Origin of the sequence: Rhizobium sp. RU33A (assembly GCF_900156055.1) — a bacterium.
Classification (GTDB): Bacteria; Pseudomonadota; Alphaproteobacteria; order Rhizobiales; family Rhizobiaceae; genus Allorhizobium.
The window spans coordinates 489175-507949 of sequence record NZ_FTMQ01000001.1; the positions used below are offsets into that span (position 1 = coordinate 489175).

9 protein-coding genes are annotated in these 18775 nt (G+C 62.3%); 6 read left to right on the plus strand and 3 right to left on the minus strand.

Going from position 1 to position 18775, the window contains the following annotated elements:
• Positions 1-187: 187 nt before the first annotated feature.
• Entirely contained in the window at positions 188-3991 is a 3804-nt protein-coding gene (locus tag BW978_RS02465; RefSeq protein WP_076391891.1) for a peptidoglycan-binding protein, read from the minus strand.
• A gap of 395 nt (positions 3992-4386) precedes the next feature.
• Here BW978_RS02465 and BW978_RS02470 point away from each other — a divergent pair, with 395 nt between their 5' ends.
• The 3 genes from BW978_RS02470 to BW978_RS02480 all read left to right on the plus strand — a co-directional run bounded on the left by BW978_RS02470 (position 4387) and on the right by BW978_RS02480 (position 9964).
• Positions 4387-6180 (plus strand): acyl-CoA dehydrogenase C-terminal domain-containing protein, encoded by a 1794-nt coding sequence (locus BW978_RS02470; protein WP_076391893.1) that lies wholly within the window; start codon positions 4387-4389, stop codon positions 6178-6180.
• 183 nt (positions 6181-6363) lie between these two features.
• Positions 6364-7572 carry an acetyl-CoA C-acetyltransferase gene (locus BW978_RS02475; protein ID WP_076391895.1) on the plus strand — a complete coding sequence of 403 codons (1209 nt, stop codon included), beginning with the start codon at positions 6364-6366 and terminating at the stop codon, positions 7570-7572.
• Between the two features lie 178 nt (positions 7573-7750).
• Positions 7751-9964, plus strand: a complete 2214-nt coding sequence (locus tag BW978_RS02480) for an FAD-dependent oxidoreductase (protein WP_076391897.1) — start codon at positions 7751-7753, stop codon at positions 9962-9964.
• A gap of 72 nt (positions 9965-10036) precedes the next feature.
• Here BW978_RS02480 and BW978_RS02485 read toward each other — a convergent pair whose 3' ends face one another.
• Positions 10037-11131: a glycerophosphodiester phosphodiesterase family protein gene (locus BW978_RS02485; protein ID WP_244551867.1), complete on the minus strand. Its 1095-nt coding sequence runs from the start codon at positions 11129-11131 to the stop codon at positions 10037-10039.
• 96 nt (positions 11132-11227) lie between these two features.
• Between BW978_RS02485 and BW978_RS02490 the strand changes: the two genes are divergently transcribed.
• Positions 11228-12943 (plus strand): GH32 C-terminal domain-containing protein, encoded by a 1716-nt coding sequence (locus tag BW978_RS02490; RefSeq protein WP_076391899.1) that lies wholly within the window; start codon positions 11228-11230, stop codon positions 12941-12943.
• A 78-nt stretch (positions 12944-13021) separates the two neighbouring features.
• The gene (locus BW978_RS02495; RefSeq protein WP_076391901.1) at positions 13022-14500 is read left to right on the plus strand and encodes a pyruvate kinase; all 1479 of its coding nucleotides are present in this window, start codon (positions 13022-13024) and stop codon (positions 14498-14500) included.
• A gap of 32 nt (positions 14501-14532) precedes the next feature.
• Here BW978_RS02495 and BW978_RS02500 read toward each other — a convergent pair whose 3' ends face one another.
• Entirely contained in the window at positions 14533-18039 is a 3507-nt protein-coding gene (locus tag BW978_RS02500) for a hybrid sensor histidine kinase/response regulator (RefSeq protein WP_076391903.1), read from the minus strand.
• Between the two features lie 200 nt (positions 18040-18239).
• Here BW978_RS02500 and mscL point away from each other — a divergent pair, with 200 nt between their 5' ends.
• Entirely contained in the window at positions 18240-18665 is a 426-nt protein-coding gene (gene mscL / locus BW978_RS02505) for a large conductance mechanosensitive channel protein MscL (protein WP_076391905.1), read from the plus strand.
• The last annotated feature ends 110 nt before the right edge of the window (positions 18666-18775 follow it).

Consider the following 18775-nt stretch of genomic DNA (forward strand, 5'->3'; position numbering starts at 1 on the left):
GGGTAGCCGCGCGTTGGGGCGCGGTCACGTCAGGGCATTCAGCCCCTCGTTCTCTCTCATGCTGGATAGGCGCAAGTCCTTGATCGGACTTGCTCCCCTTTGAATTCTTTTCTGCGCCTCAAGGCCATCCAAGTCAATTCGAGAGCCCGTCATAGACCCCTATTCGCGGTCTTTTATGACAGCCGCATCATTTGTTGCGGGCCAGAAGCTCGGTCACCAACTTATCCGTCACCTGACCCGTCGGCTGTTCACCGATCGATGTCTGGAAAGCCTTGATCGCCGACACAGTCTTGGCGCCCATCACGCCGTCGGGCGTTCCAGCGTCATAGCCGTTCTTGTTAAGAATGGCCTGGATGTTGCGGATCGCCTTCTTCATGTCGACGCTTGCGGTCTTCAGGCCCTTGCCGGCCCATTCGTCTGGCGTATTGACCGAATTGGCGTCCGGGTCCATCTCCTTGGCCTTCCAGAGGTCCACCTCGGCGCGGGCGCGTTCGAGTTCTTCCGGCTTCAGCGCATTGGCCACTTCGTCGCGCTTTTGCGCAGCATCCGTGTCGCCACCCTTGGCTGCGATCGCAAACCACTTGTAGGACGTCACCAGATCCGGCGAGGTCCCGTTGCCACGGGCACTGAGGATCGCGAGGTTGAACTGGCTGTCTGAAATCCCGTATTCGGCGGCCTTGCCAAACCACTCCACTGCCTTGGCATAGTCCTGTGCGCCATCCTTGCCGGAGGCATAGATGACGGCGAGGTTGTGCATGGCGCTGGCATTGCCGGCATTCGCTGCCATTTCGTAGTAGCGCTTTGCTTCGCCGATATTGGGTGCAACGCCCGTTCCCTTTTCGAGGAAATTGGCCAGACGATACTGGGCCGGTGCAAAACCCTTGTCGGCTGCGAGGCGATACCACTTGGCCGCTTCGGCGAAGTCGTTCGTTACGCCGCGACCTTCGGTATAGCGGGCGCCGATTTCAAAAAGGGCAACGGGATCGCCACCCTTGGCGGCGATCGAAAGCGATGGCGGCGTGATTTCCGAGGGAACGACGATCTCGGCGGCAGGCGCAGCCGGCGCGATTTCCTCGGCAACGACCATATTGGCCCCGGCATCGGCAACTCTGGTTGGCGCTTCCAGCGTCTGGCCCGGCGCGCTCGTCGCAGGTGCCATCAGAGCACTGACAGGGGCCGTGTCTTCCGCTTGAACAGGTGCAGGCGGCGCCGATGTGTCCTGAGCGACGACAAGATCTTCATCCGTCTCGGCTGGAGGCTCTGCCTGCGCAGACGCCGCAGAAAGTGTCGCGGTGCCGGTGTCGCCCTGGACATCGGCTGCATCAGCGGTCTCGACCGCGGGGTCTGCAATGACGGCCTCGCTCGTCTCGTCCTGACCGGTCTCTTCGATGGCGACGGGCGCTTCGCTGCGGGTCAGCGTATTGACGAGCGGCATGGCCATGGCAACGAGGAGCACGGCACCCACCGCCATCATGATGGGACGGCGATACCGCGCGAAGAGGGAGCTTTCTCCCGACTTCGTCTTGGCCTTCACATCGGCCATTGTCTTGTTGCCCGTGGGCGCTGCCTTCTGGGCGCGATCCATTTCCATGGCGGCCGCCTGGGCGGCGCGCCGGGCGGCGGCGATGTAGTCGGTACGGTCCCCGTTGTCGGCGCCGGCAGGGGTTGCGCCCTTGGCTGCCTGCTGACTGGCACGAACACGCTCAAGGATCTTGCGCACATCGGGCGCTCCGGAGCCGGGCTCAAGGAGTTCATTCGCATCGTCGGGCGGCAGCACATCGACCGGATCGATCGACGGCGAAGGGTCGACCATCTGGCGAGGCTCTGTAGGGGCCTTTGGCGCCTTCTTCCCCGGCATCAGCTTCTTGCCCAGGCCGGCGAGCAGGCTGGGCTTCGCAACTTTCTTCTCGCGTGCGGCATCGATCACCGGCAGCGCGGTCATGGTCTGGGCGAAATCATCCGCTGCTGCGAGCAGTTCTTGATCGATCGGATGTGTCGGTTCCGCAATCGTTTCGGCAGCCATATGCGGCGGTTTTGGAGCCGGTGCTGCGGCTTGAGGTACACGCGGTGCCGGTTCGGGTGCAACGGCAGCCTGGGCAAAGAGAGGAGCTGCTTCGGGCTGTTGTCCGAGATGGTGCAACTCGTCGAGCCGTCCGGCGATCTGCACGAGCGTGTCATGCAGGGCCTCGAAGGTGCGGTGGGTCCGCTCTTCCGAGTGACGGCTATAGTCTTCGAGCTGCTTGAGATGATCCGACAGGGCCGACAGAGCGGAGATGTCAGCCGATGCCGCCTGGCTTCCAGCCGGGAAACGCTGAGCGAAATTGGCCATGACGGTTTCGGCGGCCTGCCGGGCCGCCTCGATGATGTATTCGTCACTCGTCGCAACATAATCCTCGAGTGCCGAAATGCGGCCCGAAACCTCCGGATCGGCCGGCGAGGGCTGGCTGATCAGGGCTGAGAGATGGGCGATCTGGTCTTCGAGCCCCTTGAGGCTTGCGCTTTCGCCGGTAGGGGCGGAGGAGCTGGTTTCCTCAAGACGGTCGACCACGGCATTCAGGCGGTCTTCGAGGTTGCGCAGGGCACTGTCATCGATCATGGCGACCGGCTGCGGCGCGTCGAGCTCCTCAATGTGGCGCGCCAGGATTTCGAGCCGATCGGCAAGGCGGTCGTTGACGGCACTGCCGTCGAGCGCATCGATCTTGCGAGAGATGTCGGCAAGATAGCCGGTGAGTTCCGGCGCAGGCGCCGGCCGCTGCACCTTCTCCAGCATGTAGGAGAGCTGGTCGAGCCGTTCTTCGAGCCGGGCAGCACCCTGTTCGGTCGAAAGTTGCTCGATGCGTTCTGTCAGCAGCTCCAGCCGCTCGGCCATCTCGTGCGAGGCATCCGGCAGCTGCGGTGTGCGCGTTTCGGAGAGGGTCTCGATCTGGCGCGCGAGACCCGAAAGCCGCTCTTCCAGCCGATGAAACGTCGCCGGGTCGTTGCCCGGACCACTGTTGCGGCTGCCGGCAGCGATGGCGCGGGTGATTTCGTCGAGTCGCATGTCGAGCGAGGCGAACTGTTCCGTCAGCTTGCGCTCGTTGGGATCGATATGGGCGCCGATGTGTTCGAGTGCTGACGCGACGGTCACAAGCTTGTCTTCGAGAGCCCGGATCGCGCGCGTGTCGCCCATGCCGCCGAGCTGCGACTTGATGTCGTCGAGGCGGTCGGCGATGCGGATGATCTCGTCGCGCATGGCGCCGGTGTCTAGGCTATCGAGACGGACTTCAACATCGTCCCAGCGGCGCTCTATGCGGCGCATGGAATCCTCGCGGGCAAGGCCGTCCATGAGCGAGCGCAGGTCGTCGAAGTCCTCACGCAGGCCGTCGGTGCCCGGAGCCTTGATGCCCTCGAGCCGCTGGATGCTTTCGGCCAGACGGGCGATGTCCTGGCGCATGTCGTCCTGCGGGCGGCTTTCTTCGGCAAGCTGGCGGATCGAGCGCATCTCGTTGCGCAGGCCGGCGATCTCGCGCGACAGGCTTTCGCTGATATCCTGCTTCAATTCGCGGCGAAGACCGCTCAGCGCTTCCGTGATGTCCTGGCTGGCGCGCGCGGGTGGTGCCACGGGAGCGCGAACGGCATAGGCCGGCTGCGGATCGGAAAGCGGTGGCAGGGGCTGGCGTACTGTCGCGCGCGGCAACGTTTCTTCGCTGCGGCTGTAAAGGCTGTGGTCGGAACTGCGGGCACGGCTTTCCTCGAGCGCGCGCTGGCGCTGGCGGATTTCGGCAAGCGGATCCGGCCGTGTGTCGCGGACATCGCGTTCGCTGCGCGGAAGGTCGTCGGCGCGGCGGCCGGGCAGGGGGCGTGCCACCGGCTCGTCTGCACTGCGGCTGCGCGCGCTCTGTTGGCCAATCAGTCCCTCGATGCGAGCCTCAAGCCCTTCGATGGTGCGGTTCAACGCATCCAGCGAGGACGGGTTGCCGGGCCGTTGGGTCTGGGATCGCGATCCGTTCATGGTTCTGCTCGCCTCGATGGTGCCGGACGCAGCGTGCGTCCGAATGCGTCCAGGTGGTCCTGTGCGACCTCGACGAATGCCTCTTGCCCCAAGGGTCATGAGGGCGCGTCGGAATCGCGGATGGATCACCAGCTTTCAAACGCAACCTTTCATGAAACATGGTAAACAAGCCGTTAAGCTTCGCGAAAAATCGGTGAATACGGTCATCTCCCGTGTGTCGTAATGCCCCGCACAAGGGCCTTCCTTTAGAGGCCTTTGATGGACGGGGAGGGGACCGCGGTCCTTGCAAAAATGCCGCGCTTAAAAATTTTGACGTTTACGCGCACGTCAATTATTTGTATAAGCCAGAACAGTCCGATCCCGTCGGAACCGAAGTCTTTGGAGGAAGATGACCGATGCCTGTCTACAAGGCCCCCGTAAACGACACGCTTTTCATTCTCAACGACGTCCTTGGTCTCGAGCGGTACAACAACCTGCCGGGCTTTGAAGACGCGACCCCCGACATGATCGAGGCGATCGTCGGCGAGGCAGCGAAGCTCGCGGAAGAGCAGCTTTTCCCGCTCAATCTCTCCGGCGACCAGGAAGGCTGCGTCCGTTCGGACGACGCTTCGGTCAAGACGCCGAAGGGCTTCAAGCAGGCTTATGACGCCTATTGTCAGGGCGGCTGGCTTGGTCTGGCAGTGCCTGCCGAATACGGCGGTCAGGGCTTGCCTTACGTCCTGCATTCCGCCGTCGGTGAATACATGTCGTCTGCCAACATGGCGCTGATGATGTATCCGGGCCTCACCCAGGGCGCGATCGCCGCGATCCTGGAGCATGGCTCCGACGAGCAGAAGCAGAAGTATCTGCCGAAGATGGTCGAAGGCATCTGGACCGGCACGATGAACCTCACCGAGCCGCATTGCGGCACCGACCTCGGCCTGCTGCGCACCAAGGCGGTTCCCAACGGCGACGGCTCCTACAAGATCTCCGGCCAGAAGATCTTCATCTCGGCCGGCGAACACGACATGTCGGATAACATCATCCACCTGGTGCTCGCCCGCATCGAAGGTGCACCCGAGGGCACCAAGGGCATCTCGCTCTTCATCGTCCCGAAGTTCATGGTCGGCGACGACGGTTCGGTAGGCAGCCGCAACACGGTCACCTGCGGCGCCATCGAGCACAAGATGGGCATCCACGGTAACGCCACCTGCGTGATGAACTATGACGAGGCGACCGGCTACCTGATTGGTGCCGAGAACAAGGGCCTCGCGGCCATGTTCGTCATGATGAACGAGGCCCGCCTCGGCGTTGGTCTGCAGGGCCTGTCGATCTCCGAAATCGCCTATCAGAACGCCGCCAATTATGCCCGTGAGCGCATCCAGGGCCGCTCTCTGTCGGGCGTCAAGGCGCCTGAAAAGAAGGCCGACCCGATCATCGTGCACCCGGACATCCGCCGCGTGCTCTTGACCATCAAGGCCTTCAACGAGGCCGGCCGCGCCTTCACGCTCTGGACGGCGCTCAAGTCCGACGTCGCCCACCGCTCCGGTGACGCGACCGAGAAGCAGCTCGCCGACGACGTGCTCGGCCTGATGACGCCGATCCTCAAGGGTGTCTTGACCGACAAGGGTTTCGACCATGCGGTTATGGCCCAGCAGGTTTATGGCGGTCACGGTTACATCGAAGAATGGGGCATGAGCCAGTATGTCCGCGATGCGCGCATCGCGATGATCTACGAAGGCGCAAACGGCATCCAGGCACTAGACCTCGTCGGCCGCAAGCTCGGCCTGAATGGCGGCCGTGCGGTGATGGCGCTGTTCAAGGAAATCGGTGATTTCTGCGAAGAGAACCGTGGCGACGAGAACCTGTCGGCCTACACCAAGAGCCTGAAGAAGGGTCTGAACGACCTGCAGGCCTCGACCATGTGGTTCATGCAGAACGCCATGGCCAAGCCCGACAACGCCGGTGCTGGTTCGACGGATTACATGCACCTCTTCGGTCTCGTCGTGCTTGGCTACATGTGGGCCAAGATGGCCAAGGCCGCCAATGACAACCTGGCCGCAGGCTCTGGCGATGCGGACTACTACAAGAACAAGCTGCTGACCGGCCGTTTCTACATGGAAAAGGTCATGCCGGAGACGGCCCTGCGCAAGGCCCGCATCGAAACCGGCGCCGACAGCCTGATGGAAATGGCCGCGGAAGCGTTTTGATCTTCCCCTTCTCCCCAGCGGGGAGAAGGTGGCCCATTAGGTTAGGCGCAACGCGTTGCGCCTGGGATGAGGGGGCGCTTGCGCAATCGGCCCCCTCATCGCCTCGCATTCGCTCGGCACTTCTCCCCGCTGGGGAGAAGAGGGAAAAATTCCGGCGCCCCGTGCGCCCAAGGGAGAGAGACGATGACTGAAGTCTTCATTTACGACCATGTGCGCACGCCCCGCGGGCGCGGCAAGAAGGACGGCTCGCTGCACGAAGTGCCGACCCCCCGTCTGGCCGCCAAGACGTTGGAAGCGCTGCGCGACCGCAACGGTCTCGATACCTCGACCGTCGATGACATCATCTTCGGCTGCGTCGATCCGGTCATGGAAGCCGGTGCCGTCATCCCGAAGGCGGCCGCCTTCGAGGCCGGTTATGATTTCGCCGCCCCCGGCATCCAGATCTCGCGCTTCTGCGCCTCCGGCCTCGACGCGATCAACCTTGCCGCCGGCAAGGTCGTGGCTGGCTCCGATGACATCGTCATCGCTGGCGGCGTCGAAAGCATGTCCCGCGTCGGCATGGGCATGTCGGGCGGCGCCTGGTACATGGACCCCTCGGTCAACTTCCCCGGCTATTTCATGCCGCAGGGCGTGTCCGCCGACCTGATCGCCACCAAGTATGGCTTCACCCGTGACGACGTCGACGCCTATGCCGTCGAGAGCCAGAAGCGCTCCGCCGCTTCCTGGGCTGCCGGCAATTTTGCGAAGTCCGTCATCCCGGTAAAGGATGGCAATGGTCTAGTGATCCTCGACCGCGATGAGCACATGCGTCCCGGCACCGACATGCAGTCGCTGGCAAGCCTCAACCCGTCGTTCCAGATGCCCGGCGAAATGGGTGGCTTCGAAGCCGTGGCCATCCAGGCCCATCCGGAAATCGAGCGTATCAACTACATCCACCACGCCGGCAATTCCTCCGGTATCGTCGATGGCGCTGCGGCCGTTCTCGTCGGCTCGAAGGCCGGTGGCGAGAGCATGGGCCTGAAGCCCCGCGCCCGCATCCGCGCCTTCACCAATATCGGTTCCGATCCGGCGCTCATGCTGACCGGCCCTGTTGACGTGACGGAAAAGCTCCTGAAGCGCACCGGCATGAAGATCTCCGACTTCGACCTGTTCGAACTGAACGAAGCCTTCGCCGCCGTCGTCCTGCGCTTCATGCAGCATTTCAATGTCGACCATTCGAAGATGAATGTCGCCGGCGGCGCGATCGCCATGGGCCATCCGCTCGGTGCCACCGGCGCGATGATCCTCGGCACGGTGCTCGACGAGCTGGAACGCCGCGATCTGAATACCGCGCTGGTCACGCTCTGCATCGGCGCTGGCATGGGCACGGCAACGGTGATCGAGCGCGTTTGAGGGGGAAGCTCCCCCTCATCCGCCTGCCGGCACCTTCTCCCCGCTGGGGAGAAGAGAGGTCGCCGCAGCGCTGGCCAATCCTCCTCTCCCCTCGGGGAGAGGGTGGCCGAGCGAAGCGGAGGCCGGGTGAGGGGGATGCTCCTCGCAAAATCGAATTTCAGGGAAGAGGAATCCCAACATGACCTACAAGAACTTCACCATCGAGACCGACGCAGACGGCATTGCCCTGGTCACCTGGGACATGCCCGACAAGTCGATGAACGTCTTCACCGTGGAAGTGATGGACGAAATCGAGAAGATCCTCGACCAGACCGTTGCCGATGACGGCATCAAGGGCGTGGTCTTCACCTCCGGCAAGTCGTCCTTCTCGGGCGGCGCCGATCTCACCATGATCAAGGGCATGTTCTCCATGCTCGAAGAGGAAAAGGCCAAGGACCCGACAGCTGCCGTCCAGAAGCTCTTTGACGCCGCCGGTCGCATGACCTGGCTGTGGCGCAAGATCGAGACCAATGGCAAGCCCTGGGTCTCCGCCATCAATGGTACCTGCATGGGTGGCGCGACCGAGCTGTCGCTCGCCTGCCATGGCCGCGTGGCGTCGAACGCCAAGTCGGTCAAGATCGGCCTGCCGGAAGTTAAGGTCGGCATCTTCCCCGGCGCCGGTGGCACCCAGCGCGTTGCTCGCCTCGCCAACACGCAGGACGCCCTGCAGATGATGACCACAGGGCAGACGCTGTCGGCCGCCCGCGCCAAGGCGATGAACCTCGTGCATCAGGTCGTCGAGCCGGGCGAACTGATCAATGCTGCCAAGCAGATGATCAAGGACGGTCTGAAGCCGGTCGCCCCCTGGGATGAAAAGGGCTTCAAGGTTCCCGGCGGCGGCATCTGGACCCCGGCGGCTGCCCAGCTCTGGCCAGCTGCGTCTGCGATCCTGCGCCGCGAAACCGCCGGCAACTATCCGGCAGCGCTTGCGATCCTGAAGAGTGTCTATGAAGGCCTGCAGGTACCCTTCGACACGGGCCTTCGCATCGAACAGCGTTATTTCACCGAGATCGTCCAGACCACCGAAGCCTATTCGATGATCCGCTCGCTCTTCGTCTCGATGCAGGAGCTGAACAAGGGCGCCCGCCGCCCCGCTGGCCAGCCGAAGTCGGAGATCAAGAAGGTCGGCGTCGTCGGCGCGGGCTTCATGGGCGCCTCGATCGCCTATGTGACAGCCGCTGCCGGCATCAATGTTGTGCTGATCGACCGTGACATGGAAGCCGCCGGTAAGGGCAAGACCCATTCGGAAGGTCTCGTTGCTGGTGCCGTCGGTAAGGGAAAGCTGACCAAGGACGAGGGCGAAAAGCTCCTGTCGATGATCACACCCTCCGACGACTACGGCACGCTCGCCGATGCCGATCTCGTCATCGAAGCCGTCTTCGAAGACCGTGATGTCAAGAAAGCCGTCATTGAAAAGGTCGAGGCCGTGCTGCCGGAAGGTGCGATCTTCGCCTCCAACACCTCGACGCTGCCGATTACGGGTCTCGCCGGAAACTCCAAGCGCCCGGTCGATTTCATCGGCATCCACTTCTTCTCGCCGGTCGAGAAGATGATGCTGACCGAAGTCATCCTCGGCAAGGAAACCGGCGACAAGGCGCTGGCCGTAGCACTCGACTACGTCGCTGCGATCAAGAAGACCCCGATCGTCGTCAACGACACCCGTGGATTCTTCGTCAACCGCTGCGTCCTGCGCTACATGTCCGAGAGCTACAACATGCTCATCGAAGGTGTGCCGCCGGTCATGATCGAAAATGCTGCGAAGTTCGCCGGCATGCCGGTCGGCCCCCTGGCGCTCAACGACGAAGTGGCGATCGATCTCTCCTACAAGATCCTGAAGGCAACCGTTGCCGATCTCGGCGAGAAGGCGATCGATCCGCGCCACATGGAGCTGGTTTCCCGCATGGTCGAAAAAGAAGAGCGCTTCGGCCGCAAGAACGGCAAGGGCTTTTACGACTATCCGGCAAAGCCCGCGAAGAAGCACATCTGGCCGGGCCTGAAGGATCTTTATCCGCAGCTGAAGCCGGACGACGTCAACGTCAAGACGCTGCAGGAACGCTTCCTTGCGACCATCGCACTGGAAGCCGCCCGCACCGTCGAGGAAGGTATCGTCACCGACCCGCGCGAAGCCGATGTCGGCTCGATCCTGGGCTTCGGCTTTGCACCCTACACCGGCGGCGCCCTGTCCTACATCGACGGAATGGGTGTGAAGACCTTCGTGGAACTCTGCGAACGCCTCGCCAAGGACTACGGCCCGCACTTCACCCCGACGCCGCTGCTCAAGGACATGGCCGCCAAGGGCGAGACCTTCTACGGCCGCTTCGATCCCTACGGTGAAGCCGCCAAGGCTGCCTGAGCTTAGGTTCTGAATGAATTGGAAAAGGCGGCTCTCGGGCCGCCTTTTTTCGTTCGGGTCTTATGTGAAGCTTCAGTTCGTCAGCTCATAGGACCGCCGCAGTCCCTGCGCGTCGAGCCAGGCAATAACTGCTTCCGGCTCGTCCGTCTGGATGATGGTCACGCCCCGTTCGATGAAGAAGCCCCAGACATCCTCCGGTCGCCCTGTCGAAAGCGCGAGATAATCGCCGCGTCCGCCCGCCACCATGCCCTCAGGGCGATCGGTGATCGGATAGGTGTTGATCCAAAGATGGGTGTTATTGCGGACCGCAGCCGCGCGGGCGAGGGGCGAGAGCAGAGGTCCGCCATCCGCGGTGATCGGCTCCGATGAATCCCGATACCAGTGGACAAGCTCGGCTGCCGGTGCGCCGAGCGCTGATTGGGTGCGGTCGATGAATGCGGGCTCTGTTACGGCGTCATCGGCGAGGATCGGCATGAAAGCGAACTCGGAACCGATGGCGCGGCGGATGTCGCGAGCGAGTTGAAGCCGCTCGGCATTCCAGACCGCCATCTTCAGGAGCACACCGTCGGTCATCCCAAGGCTGCGGGCGAGTTCGGCGACCTCGACCAGGGCTTCCGGCTCGAGCTTGTTGTCGATGTTGATCAGGATCCGGCCGCGCGCATGCAGCATGGCTTCTTCGAGGGTGAAGACATGTTCGTCTGTCGGGCGACGGTCTCCCTCGACCACGAGCCGGCAGGTTCTAAGCGCTGCAAGGGTGAACTCGGTCACTTTTCCGCGGCAGGTGGTGGTGCGGTCGAGTGTTTCATCATGCATGATGACAAGGGTGCCGTCTTTAGAGCGCCTCACATCGAGCTCCACCATTTCAACCCCGGTCGAAACGGCGTGGTCGATGGCGGCAAACGAGTTTTCGGCGCGAACGACGGCCCCATCCTTCTTCCAGCCGGCGCGATGGGCCACGACCATGACATGATCACGATTGAGGTTGGCCTCGGTGAGCCGTTCGTGGATGATAGACGCCCGATTGGATGGCGGAATGGGCGCCAGACTTGCCGCCCCGGTAACGAGGGAGAGCAAGAGGCCTAGGACGAGAACGGCGAGACGCATGAGCAGGGCTCCGATCTTCAGTGTCGTTCTCGCCGCAGTAGGCGCTTCGAGTGAAGCCGCCATGACGGTTTTCTGAAGCCTCTGTGACAGCGAGGCATGGAACAGCCACGTAGCTCCTTCCGTTGAGCGCTGGGCTAGAAAGAAAAAAGGGAGACCTGCATGACGACAGCGACCGGCATACCGGATCATTACAGGGCTATCGAAGTCGAACTTCCCGTCAACGCCGTGCTGCATCTCTGGCTAAAGGCGGTGACGCCGGAACAGCCGGGGGCGGTGTCGTTGTACAGCGCAAATGGCAAGTTTGGTGAAGTGCAGGCTTCGAATGCGGAAGAGAACTCCTTCCGCATCTATCAGGTCTTCGGCGGAGGCACGGTCACCCTCGCCTATGACATGGCGGTTACGTCGCTCTCTGTCGCCTACTGGTTCACGCCTTCGGACGTGCTGGAGACCGGCATCACAGTCATCCATACCAATCCGTCGAACGAGCCGCCGGATCTGCCTTATGGATATCACTTCCGCCCGCCCTTCGGCTGGATGAATGACCCGAACGGCTTCGGTCGATTCGGAGGACGCCCGCATATCTTCTACCAGCACTATTCGCATGGACGGATCTGGAACAACATGCATTGGGGCCACGCCGTCTCTTCGGACTATTTGCGCTGGCGGCATCTGCCGGTCTTCCTCTTCCCCTCCGAGGAACTGACGGTGCGACCGGACAAGCGCGGAGGCGCCTTTTCCGGTTCGGCGATTGCGCGGACCGACGGACCCGGAATCCGGGTTTTCTTCACGGAGAAGATCGCCGAGCGGATGCCCGAGCAGGAAATCCAGCTGACGGCGACATCGACCGATCTGTTCAGCGCGGGTGCTGCAGAAGTCTTCCTGCCCCGCAGGCCTGATGGCGAAGGCCTGACATTCGACTTTCGCGACCCTTATGTTTTCCGCGGTCCGGATGGGTTGTGGAAAATGCTGCTCGGCAGCCAGAGCGACACGGGCGGCGTGGTGCTGTTGTATCAGACGGAGGACAATACCGGGGCTTCCGGCTGGACCTATGTCGGCAAGCTCTACACCGAGACGCGCTATGAAACCTCGGCCCTCGAATGCCCCTGCCTTCTGCCCATGGATGGCGACTACCGTGATCCCACGAGCCGCTGGGCGCTGATCTATGGCCTGATGAACGGCGAGGACAAGGAGACCGGTCGACGCAATCTGACGATGATCGATATCGGTTGGTTCGACGGCCGTAGTTTCGCCAAGTCCTTCGGCCGTGAACTCGATTTCGGCACCGACAACTATGCTTTCCAGGCATTCGTCGATGGCAACACGCCGGTCGGTATCGGCTGGCTCGGGAATTGGGCGGATACCGGTCCGACCGTCGATTTTCCCTCTGCGATGACATTGCCGCGCACGCTGGTTCTCGAAGGAGATACGCTGCTGACGCCACCCATCGGCGCGGCCGAAAGTCTGCGCGCGCGCATGCTCGACCGCACGCGACTGGCATCTGGCCAACGCATCGAGCTGCCCAATGGTGCCGCCGAGATGACCTTCGAGCTGTCGGAAGCAGGCGGCGCGTTCCGCCTGGAGTTCGACCACCCGGACATTCGCCTCGCCATCGCCCAGCATGAGGAAGGTCTCGAGATCCTTCATGGCTATCTCGACCGCCCGGAAGAGCCGCCGGGTCCGCGCTATCTGGCAAAGGCCGCCGGCGCCCGCCGTCTGCGCGTCTTCCTCGACTACGGTTCTCTGGAGGTTTTTGCCGATGGCGGGCGCGTGGCCGGGACCAAGCGGATTGCCGGCTTTGAGCCGGTACGGGCGGCAAGGCTCGTGGCTGAACCCGGCGTCGTGGTCAACGCCACCGTATGGAGCCTCAGGCTCTGAGATCCCTGCGACATTGACTGTCATTGGGCTGTCAACAAGCCGGGATTAGGGTTCTGCAACAACCAGGCAGGGCCGATCATGAACATGCGAGAGACCACCGACGCCACCATTCGCGCAGCTGAAATCCACACCGAGATGGTGACGCTCAGGCAAGCGATCCTCGACGGAGCTTCGGTGTTGTCTTCCGGGAATGGCGAAGCGGATCCGGCGATCGCCAATCTGGCCCATTACCTTGCTCTACGTCGTCACGATATCCGTCTGTTGCAACGCCGCCTCATGGCGCTTGGCCTCTCTTCCATGGGGCGGCTGGAGAGCCGGGTCCTGCCGACGATCGACGCCGTGATCCATGCGCTGGCATCGCTCTCGGGCGTCCGGGCAGAGGCTCCCGCCATACCGGCGGAAACGGATTTTTTTGCTGGCGAGACGCGGCTTGAAGCTGCCACTGTTGACCTGTTTGGCACAAAGCCGGCGACCCGCCGGACACGAATCATGGTGACGCTGCCCAGTCAGGCAGCCGAAAGTCCTGACCTTATCCTGGATCTCGCCCGGGCCGGCATGTATGTCGCCCGCATCAATTGCGCCCATGACGATCCGGAGGCGTGGCGCACCATGAGAGCCTTCGTCCGGGCAGCCGCCGGCGTCTGCGGACGTGACATCAAGGTTCTGATGGACATTGCCGGTCCAAAGATCAGAACGGGCGAAGTGGCCTCTGTCGACAAGAAGCCGAGGCTGCAGATCGGTGATCGCGTCCGCCTCGTCGCAAACGCTGCTCCGCGTATCGATGAGAAAGCCCCGCACTCGGCGGCGGTCTCCCTGCCGGAAATGGTCACCCGGCTCTCCGTCGGTGATAGGCTCCGTTACGATGACGGAAAGCTCGAAGCGGTTGTCGAAAGCGTCGCAGCGGAGGAGGCGATCATCGTCGTTCGGCGTACCAGATCCAGCGGCACACGCCTGAAGCCCGAAAAGGGCATCAACCTTCCCGACACCGCGCTCGGGCTTTCGCCGCTGACCAGCAAGGACGAAGCCGACCTTGAGATGGTCATCGAATGCGCCGATCTGATCGGTTATTCCTTTGTCAGTCGACCGGAAGACATCGATCTGCTTGACGACGTCCTTGCCCGCCACGGCAGATCTGATCGGCAGCTCGGTCTGATCGCCAAGATCGAGCAGCCGCTCGCGCTCACCAATCTTCCGGCCCTGATCGCGCGGGCACGTCAGCGCGGGCCGTTCGGGGTGATGATCGCTCGTGGCGATCTCGCGGCGGAAATCGGCTTTGAACGGCTGGCGGAAATGCAGGAGGAGATCCTCTGGATCTGCGAGGCCGCGTCCGTGCCCTGCATCTGGGCGACACAGGTGCTGGAAGACATGGTCAAGCAGGGCATTCCGACACGCGGCGAGATGACCGATGCCGCCATGGCGGCGCGGGCCGAATGCGTGATGCTGAACAAGGGGCCGGCCGTGGTCGAGGCGGTCTCGCTTCTGGACCGTCTGATGGGTCGCATGAACGATCACGTCTTCAAGAAGACACCGACGCTGCGCGCCCTGAAAAGCTGGTGAGGTCGGGCATTTCAAGCCCTTATCCGCATGAGCTATTCGGCTGCCGCACTGCGTTGCGAGGAAACCTGCGTGATGAAAGCACGAAGGGCAGCAGGCCGCACCGGCTTGTGCTGCAGGGTGATCGAGTGGCGCTCGGCCTCCGCGCGCACCTCCGCTGAGCGATCGGCGGTGATCAGAAGAGCGGGGATGTCGGCCTGCGTCAGTGCCCTCAGCCTCAGAACTGCGCCGATGCCGCTGCCATCATCCAGATGGTAGTCGACAATGACCAAATCCGGAGCCTTGCCGGACTTGATCAGTTCGTCCATTTCGGCGATCGAGCCTGCGCATTCGACATTACAGCCCCAGCCGGAGATGAGAAGTTGCATGCCCTCGAGGATTTTCGGCTCGTTGTCGATGCACAGTACCCGGAAGCCCTGCAGCGCCGGCGTGGAGCGACTGCCGGCATCGATCGGTACGACGCCCTTAGTGGCCGGCTTGGCGACGTCGAGCGGCATGACAACCTTGAACGTCGTACCCCTGCCGGGCTTCGAGGCGAGTTCCACCGGGTGTTGCAGCACCTTGGCGATGCGGTCGACGATCGACAAGCCGAGGCCGAGACCGGATGCTGTGCGCATGCCTTCTTCGAGCCGCGCGAACTCCTTGAATACGGTGCGGAATTTCGACGCGGGAATGCCGATGCCGCTATCCGTCACCTGGATCACCACCTTGTCGCCTTGACGCCGGGCACCGACCACGACGCGGCCTGACGGTGTGTACTTGATCGCGTTTGAGACAAGGTTCTGGACGAGGCGGCGGAGCAGGGTCGGATCGGAGCGGACCGACAGTGTTGTCGGCATCACCACGAGTTTGAGGTCTTTTTCCCGAGCCATTGGCGCGAAATCGGTTTCGATCCTTTGCAAGAGGCTGTTCAGCGGCACGCTGGAAAAGCGTGGCTTCATCGCGCCTGTATCCAGACGTGAAATGTCGAGAACGGCGCCGAGAATGCTCTCTACCGACTCCAGGGCTGAATCGATGTTGCCGACCAGAGCGCTGTTGTCGGAATCACCGAGCCGCTCGACCAGCGAGGAGGAGTAGAGCCTTGCTGCGTTAAGCGGCTGCAGGATGTCGTGGCCGGCGGCCGCGAAGAAGCGGGTCTTGCCGATATTGGCTTCATCGGCTGCCGCCCGTGCTTCGGCGAGCGCATGGTTGACCCGCGTCAGTTCGGCCGTGCGTTCGCTGACGCGTTGCTCCAGCGTTTCGTTCGCTTGCTTGAGGGCCTGGTCGGCCTCCACCCGAGCGGTGATGTCGCTGAAGGTCGCGACCAGGCCCTTGTCGGGCATCAGGTTGCAGCGCACTTCGATGATCCGGTGGCCGCCGGCCAGCACCATCTGGAATGGCCTGTCGAACTGGTGGAAGCTTCGGATCACAGCCTGTGGGTCACCGGCCGGAACATCGCCTCGCTGCGCCAGGATGGCGATCATGTCGAGAAGCGGAAATCCGACCTGGCCGACATGCTCCGGCAGGTCCAGTAGCGTGCGGAAGCGCCGGTTCCAAATCGTCAGGCGGTCGGACGCGTCGAAGACGGCGATCCCCTGCTCCATCTGGGCGAGCGCCGTCTGCATCATGTCCTGATTGTATTGCAGCGCTTCCGAGGCCTGGTCGAGCAGCCAGACCGTATCGGCCGATGGATCCTCGGCCTTCTGCAGGATCAGCGACAGGACCAGCCGCGCCGACGAGGAGCCGATCGCGCTGCCGAGAAGCTGCTCCGAGAAATGGATGAAGGCCATGTCCGCCGGGCTGTCGTCGGCGAGCTTGCGGCCCACAGTCTGTTCGTAGGAGCGGAAGGAGCGTTCCATTCGCTCATTGCCGAGATAGCGCGCGATGGCAGCCTTCAGGTCGCCGACGGCGACGCTGGTCTTCCAGCCACGGGTGGCAAAGTTGGAGCGCGGCTGGCGCTTGATGAAAATGGCGGACTGGATGCGCTCCACGGGGCGTGGATTGCGGCTGAGCGAGCCGATCACGAAGGCAATCGTATTGATCAGCAGGCTGAAGATGGTCGCATTGACCAGCGGGTCCGCATATTGCGGCTCAAACATCGAAAGGCCGGGCAACAGAAAGCCGAGTACGGCTGAGGCGATCCAGGAATGGTCCTCGGCGCCGAGGCTCGGTAGGAAGAGCAGGTATGCCCAGACTAAGAAGCCGATGGTGAGGCCAGCAATCGCGCCTCTTGCATTGGCCCGCCGCCAGATCAGGCCGCCGAACATGGCCGGTGCGATCTGCGCGATGGCGGTAAAGGAGAGCAGGCCGATCTTGGCGAGCCCCGTCGTATTGTCGGCGGATCGGAAGTAGACATAGCCGAGCAGCAACACGCCGAAGATCGCCGTGCGCCGGATATGCAGCAGCGTCTTGGCGAAGTCCTCGCGTTGGCTGGGTCGCCCCACCAGCTTTTGCCGCAGGAAGATCGGCAGGACCATGTCGTTCGACACCATGATCGCGAGCGCCACGGAGGCGACGATCACCATGGCGGTCGCGGCTGAGAAGCCGCCGATGAAGGTGAGCAGCGACACGAAGCCGGAGCCGGCTTCAAGTGGCAGAGAGAGCACGTAAAGATCGGCATCACCGCTGCCGCCGAACATCAGCACACCGGCGATGGCGGCCGGCAAGACGAAGATGTTGATGGCGATCAGATAGATCGGCATCAGGATACCGGCGAGCTTCAGTTCCCGAGGCGTGCGGTTTTCAACCACGGTGACGTGAAACTGCCGAGGCAGCATGATGATCGCGAAGGCCGAAAGCGCGATCAACAGCAGCCAACGGCTGGGCGGCGTTTCATGCGTCAGTGCGGCCATTACCGCTTCGCTCTCGGTGGCCTTCTGCCAAAGATCCGCCGGGCCATCGAACATCACCCAGATGACGAAGACGCCGAGTGTCCAGAAGGCAATGAGCTTCACCACCGATTCCATGGCGATGGCAAGGATCAGGCCGTCCTGGTGCTCGGTCGCATCGGTATGGCGCGTGCCGAAGATTACCGCAAAGCAGGCAAGGATAAAGGCGACGATCAGCGGCAGGTCGATGAAGTAGAGATTGCCGGTGCCGATGCCGTAGGCAGTCGGGTCCATGACGGCCGCAACCGAACTCGAGACAGCTTTCAGCTGGAGCGCGATATAGGGGATGATGCCGACCAGATAGATCACGGTGACCAGCATGCCGACGACGGGGTTCTTGCCGTATCGTGCCGCCACGAAGTCAGCGCCCGAGGTGATCTTCTCTGTCTTGGCGAGTTCGACGATCCGCCTCAGGATCGGCATGCCCAGCGTATACATCAGGATCGGGCCGATGTAGATCGCCATGAATTCCAGACCGTGCTCGGCGGCAAGGCCCACGCCGCCGAAATAGGTCCAGGACGTGCAATAGACGGCGAGGCTGAGTGCGTAGACGACCGGCCGTCCCCCCGCGGGAACGCCATGCACGCGCGTCTTCCGGTCCCCGTAGCTCGCGACGGCAAACAGGAGCAACAGGTAACCGATCGCTGACGCAACGATGATCCAGCCTGGGAACACCTTTTCCTCCTCGACTGCGCCCGAACCGGAACCTTAGGGCATGTCTGCGTCTTTTGAAATCGTTTCGAATATTGACCTTAGTCGAAAGGGAATGGCGGCCTGTGCCGAATTACCATTTTCGAAAGCGTGAAGATTGATTAACCATGATTTCGGACCGGTTCTCGCCGGCAAAACTCGGGACTATTTAGGAGCAGGGGAAAATGCTACACGAATTCAAGACATTCATCGCCCGCGGCAACGTCATGGACCTTGCCGTCGGCGTGATCATCGGCGGCGCCTTCGGTCTGATCGTCAGTTCGCTGGTCGAGGACATCGTCATGCCGGTCGTCGGCGTCATTTTTGGCGGCTTCGACTTTTCCAATTACTTCCTGCCTTTGAGCAGCAATGTCACGGCAAACACGCTGGCCGCTGCCCGCGAACAGGGTGCCGTCTTCGCCTATGGCAACTTCATCACGGTTATCATTAACTTCGTGATCCTCGCCTGGATCATCTTCCTGATGGTCAAGGGCGTGAATTCGCTGCGCAAGTCGATGGAAAAGGAAGAGCTGAAGGCCTCAGAAGCCGCTCCGCCGCCGGCTGACGTGCAGCTTCTGACCGAGATCCGCGACCTTCTAAAGACCCGCTGAAACACCGCTACGATCCGGCAGCGGATCGCAGAACCCATCAGCGGGATCGATCCTGTCCTCAAGGAATATCATGGGATTTTTGCCCGGTGATCGGTTAGACAGTCGGCACC

Coding starts and splice junctions, on each gene's coding strand:
- BW978_RS02465 (WP_076391891.1), bottom strand. CDS start 3,991: ATGAACGGATCGCGATCCCAGACCCAACGGCCCGGCAACCCGTCCTCG.
- BW978_RS02470 (WP_076391893.1), top strand. CDS start 4,387: ATGCCTGTCTACAAGGCCCCCGTAAACGACACGCTTTTCATTCTCAAC.
- BW978_RS02475 (WP_076391895.1), top strand. CDS start 6,364: ATGACTGAAGTCTTCATTTACGACCATGTGCGCACGCCCCGCGGGCGC.
- BW978_RS02480 (WP_076391897.1), top strand. CDS start 7,751: ATGACCTACAAGAACTTCACCATCGAGACCGACGCAGACGGCATTGCC.
- BW978_RS02485 (WP_244551867.1), bottom strand. CDS start 11,131: ATGGCGGCTTCACTCGAAGCGCCTACTGCGGCGAGAACGACACTGAAG.
- BW978_RS02490 (WP_076391899.1), top strand. CDS start 11,228: ATGACGACAGCGACCGGCATACCGGATCATTACAGGGCTATCGAAGTC.
- BW978_RS02495 (WP_076391901.1), top strand. CDS start 13,022: ATGAACATGCGAGAGACCACCGACGCCACCATTCGCGCAGCTGAAATC.
- mscL (WP_076391905.1), top strand. CDS start 18,240: ATGCTACACGAATTCAAGACATTCATCGCCCGCGGCAACGTCATGGAC.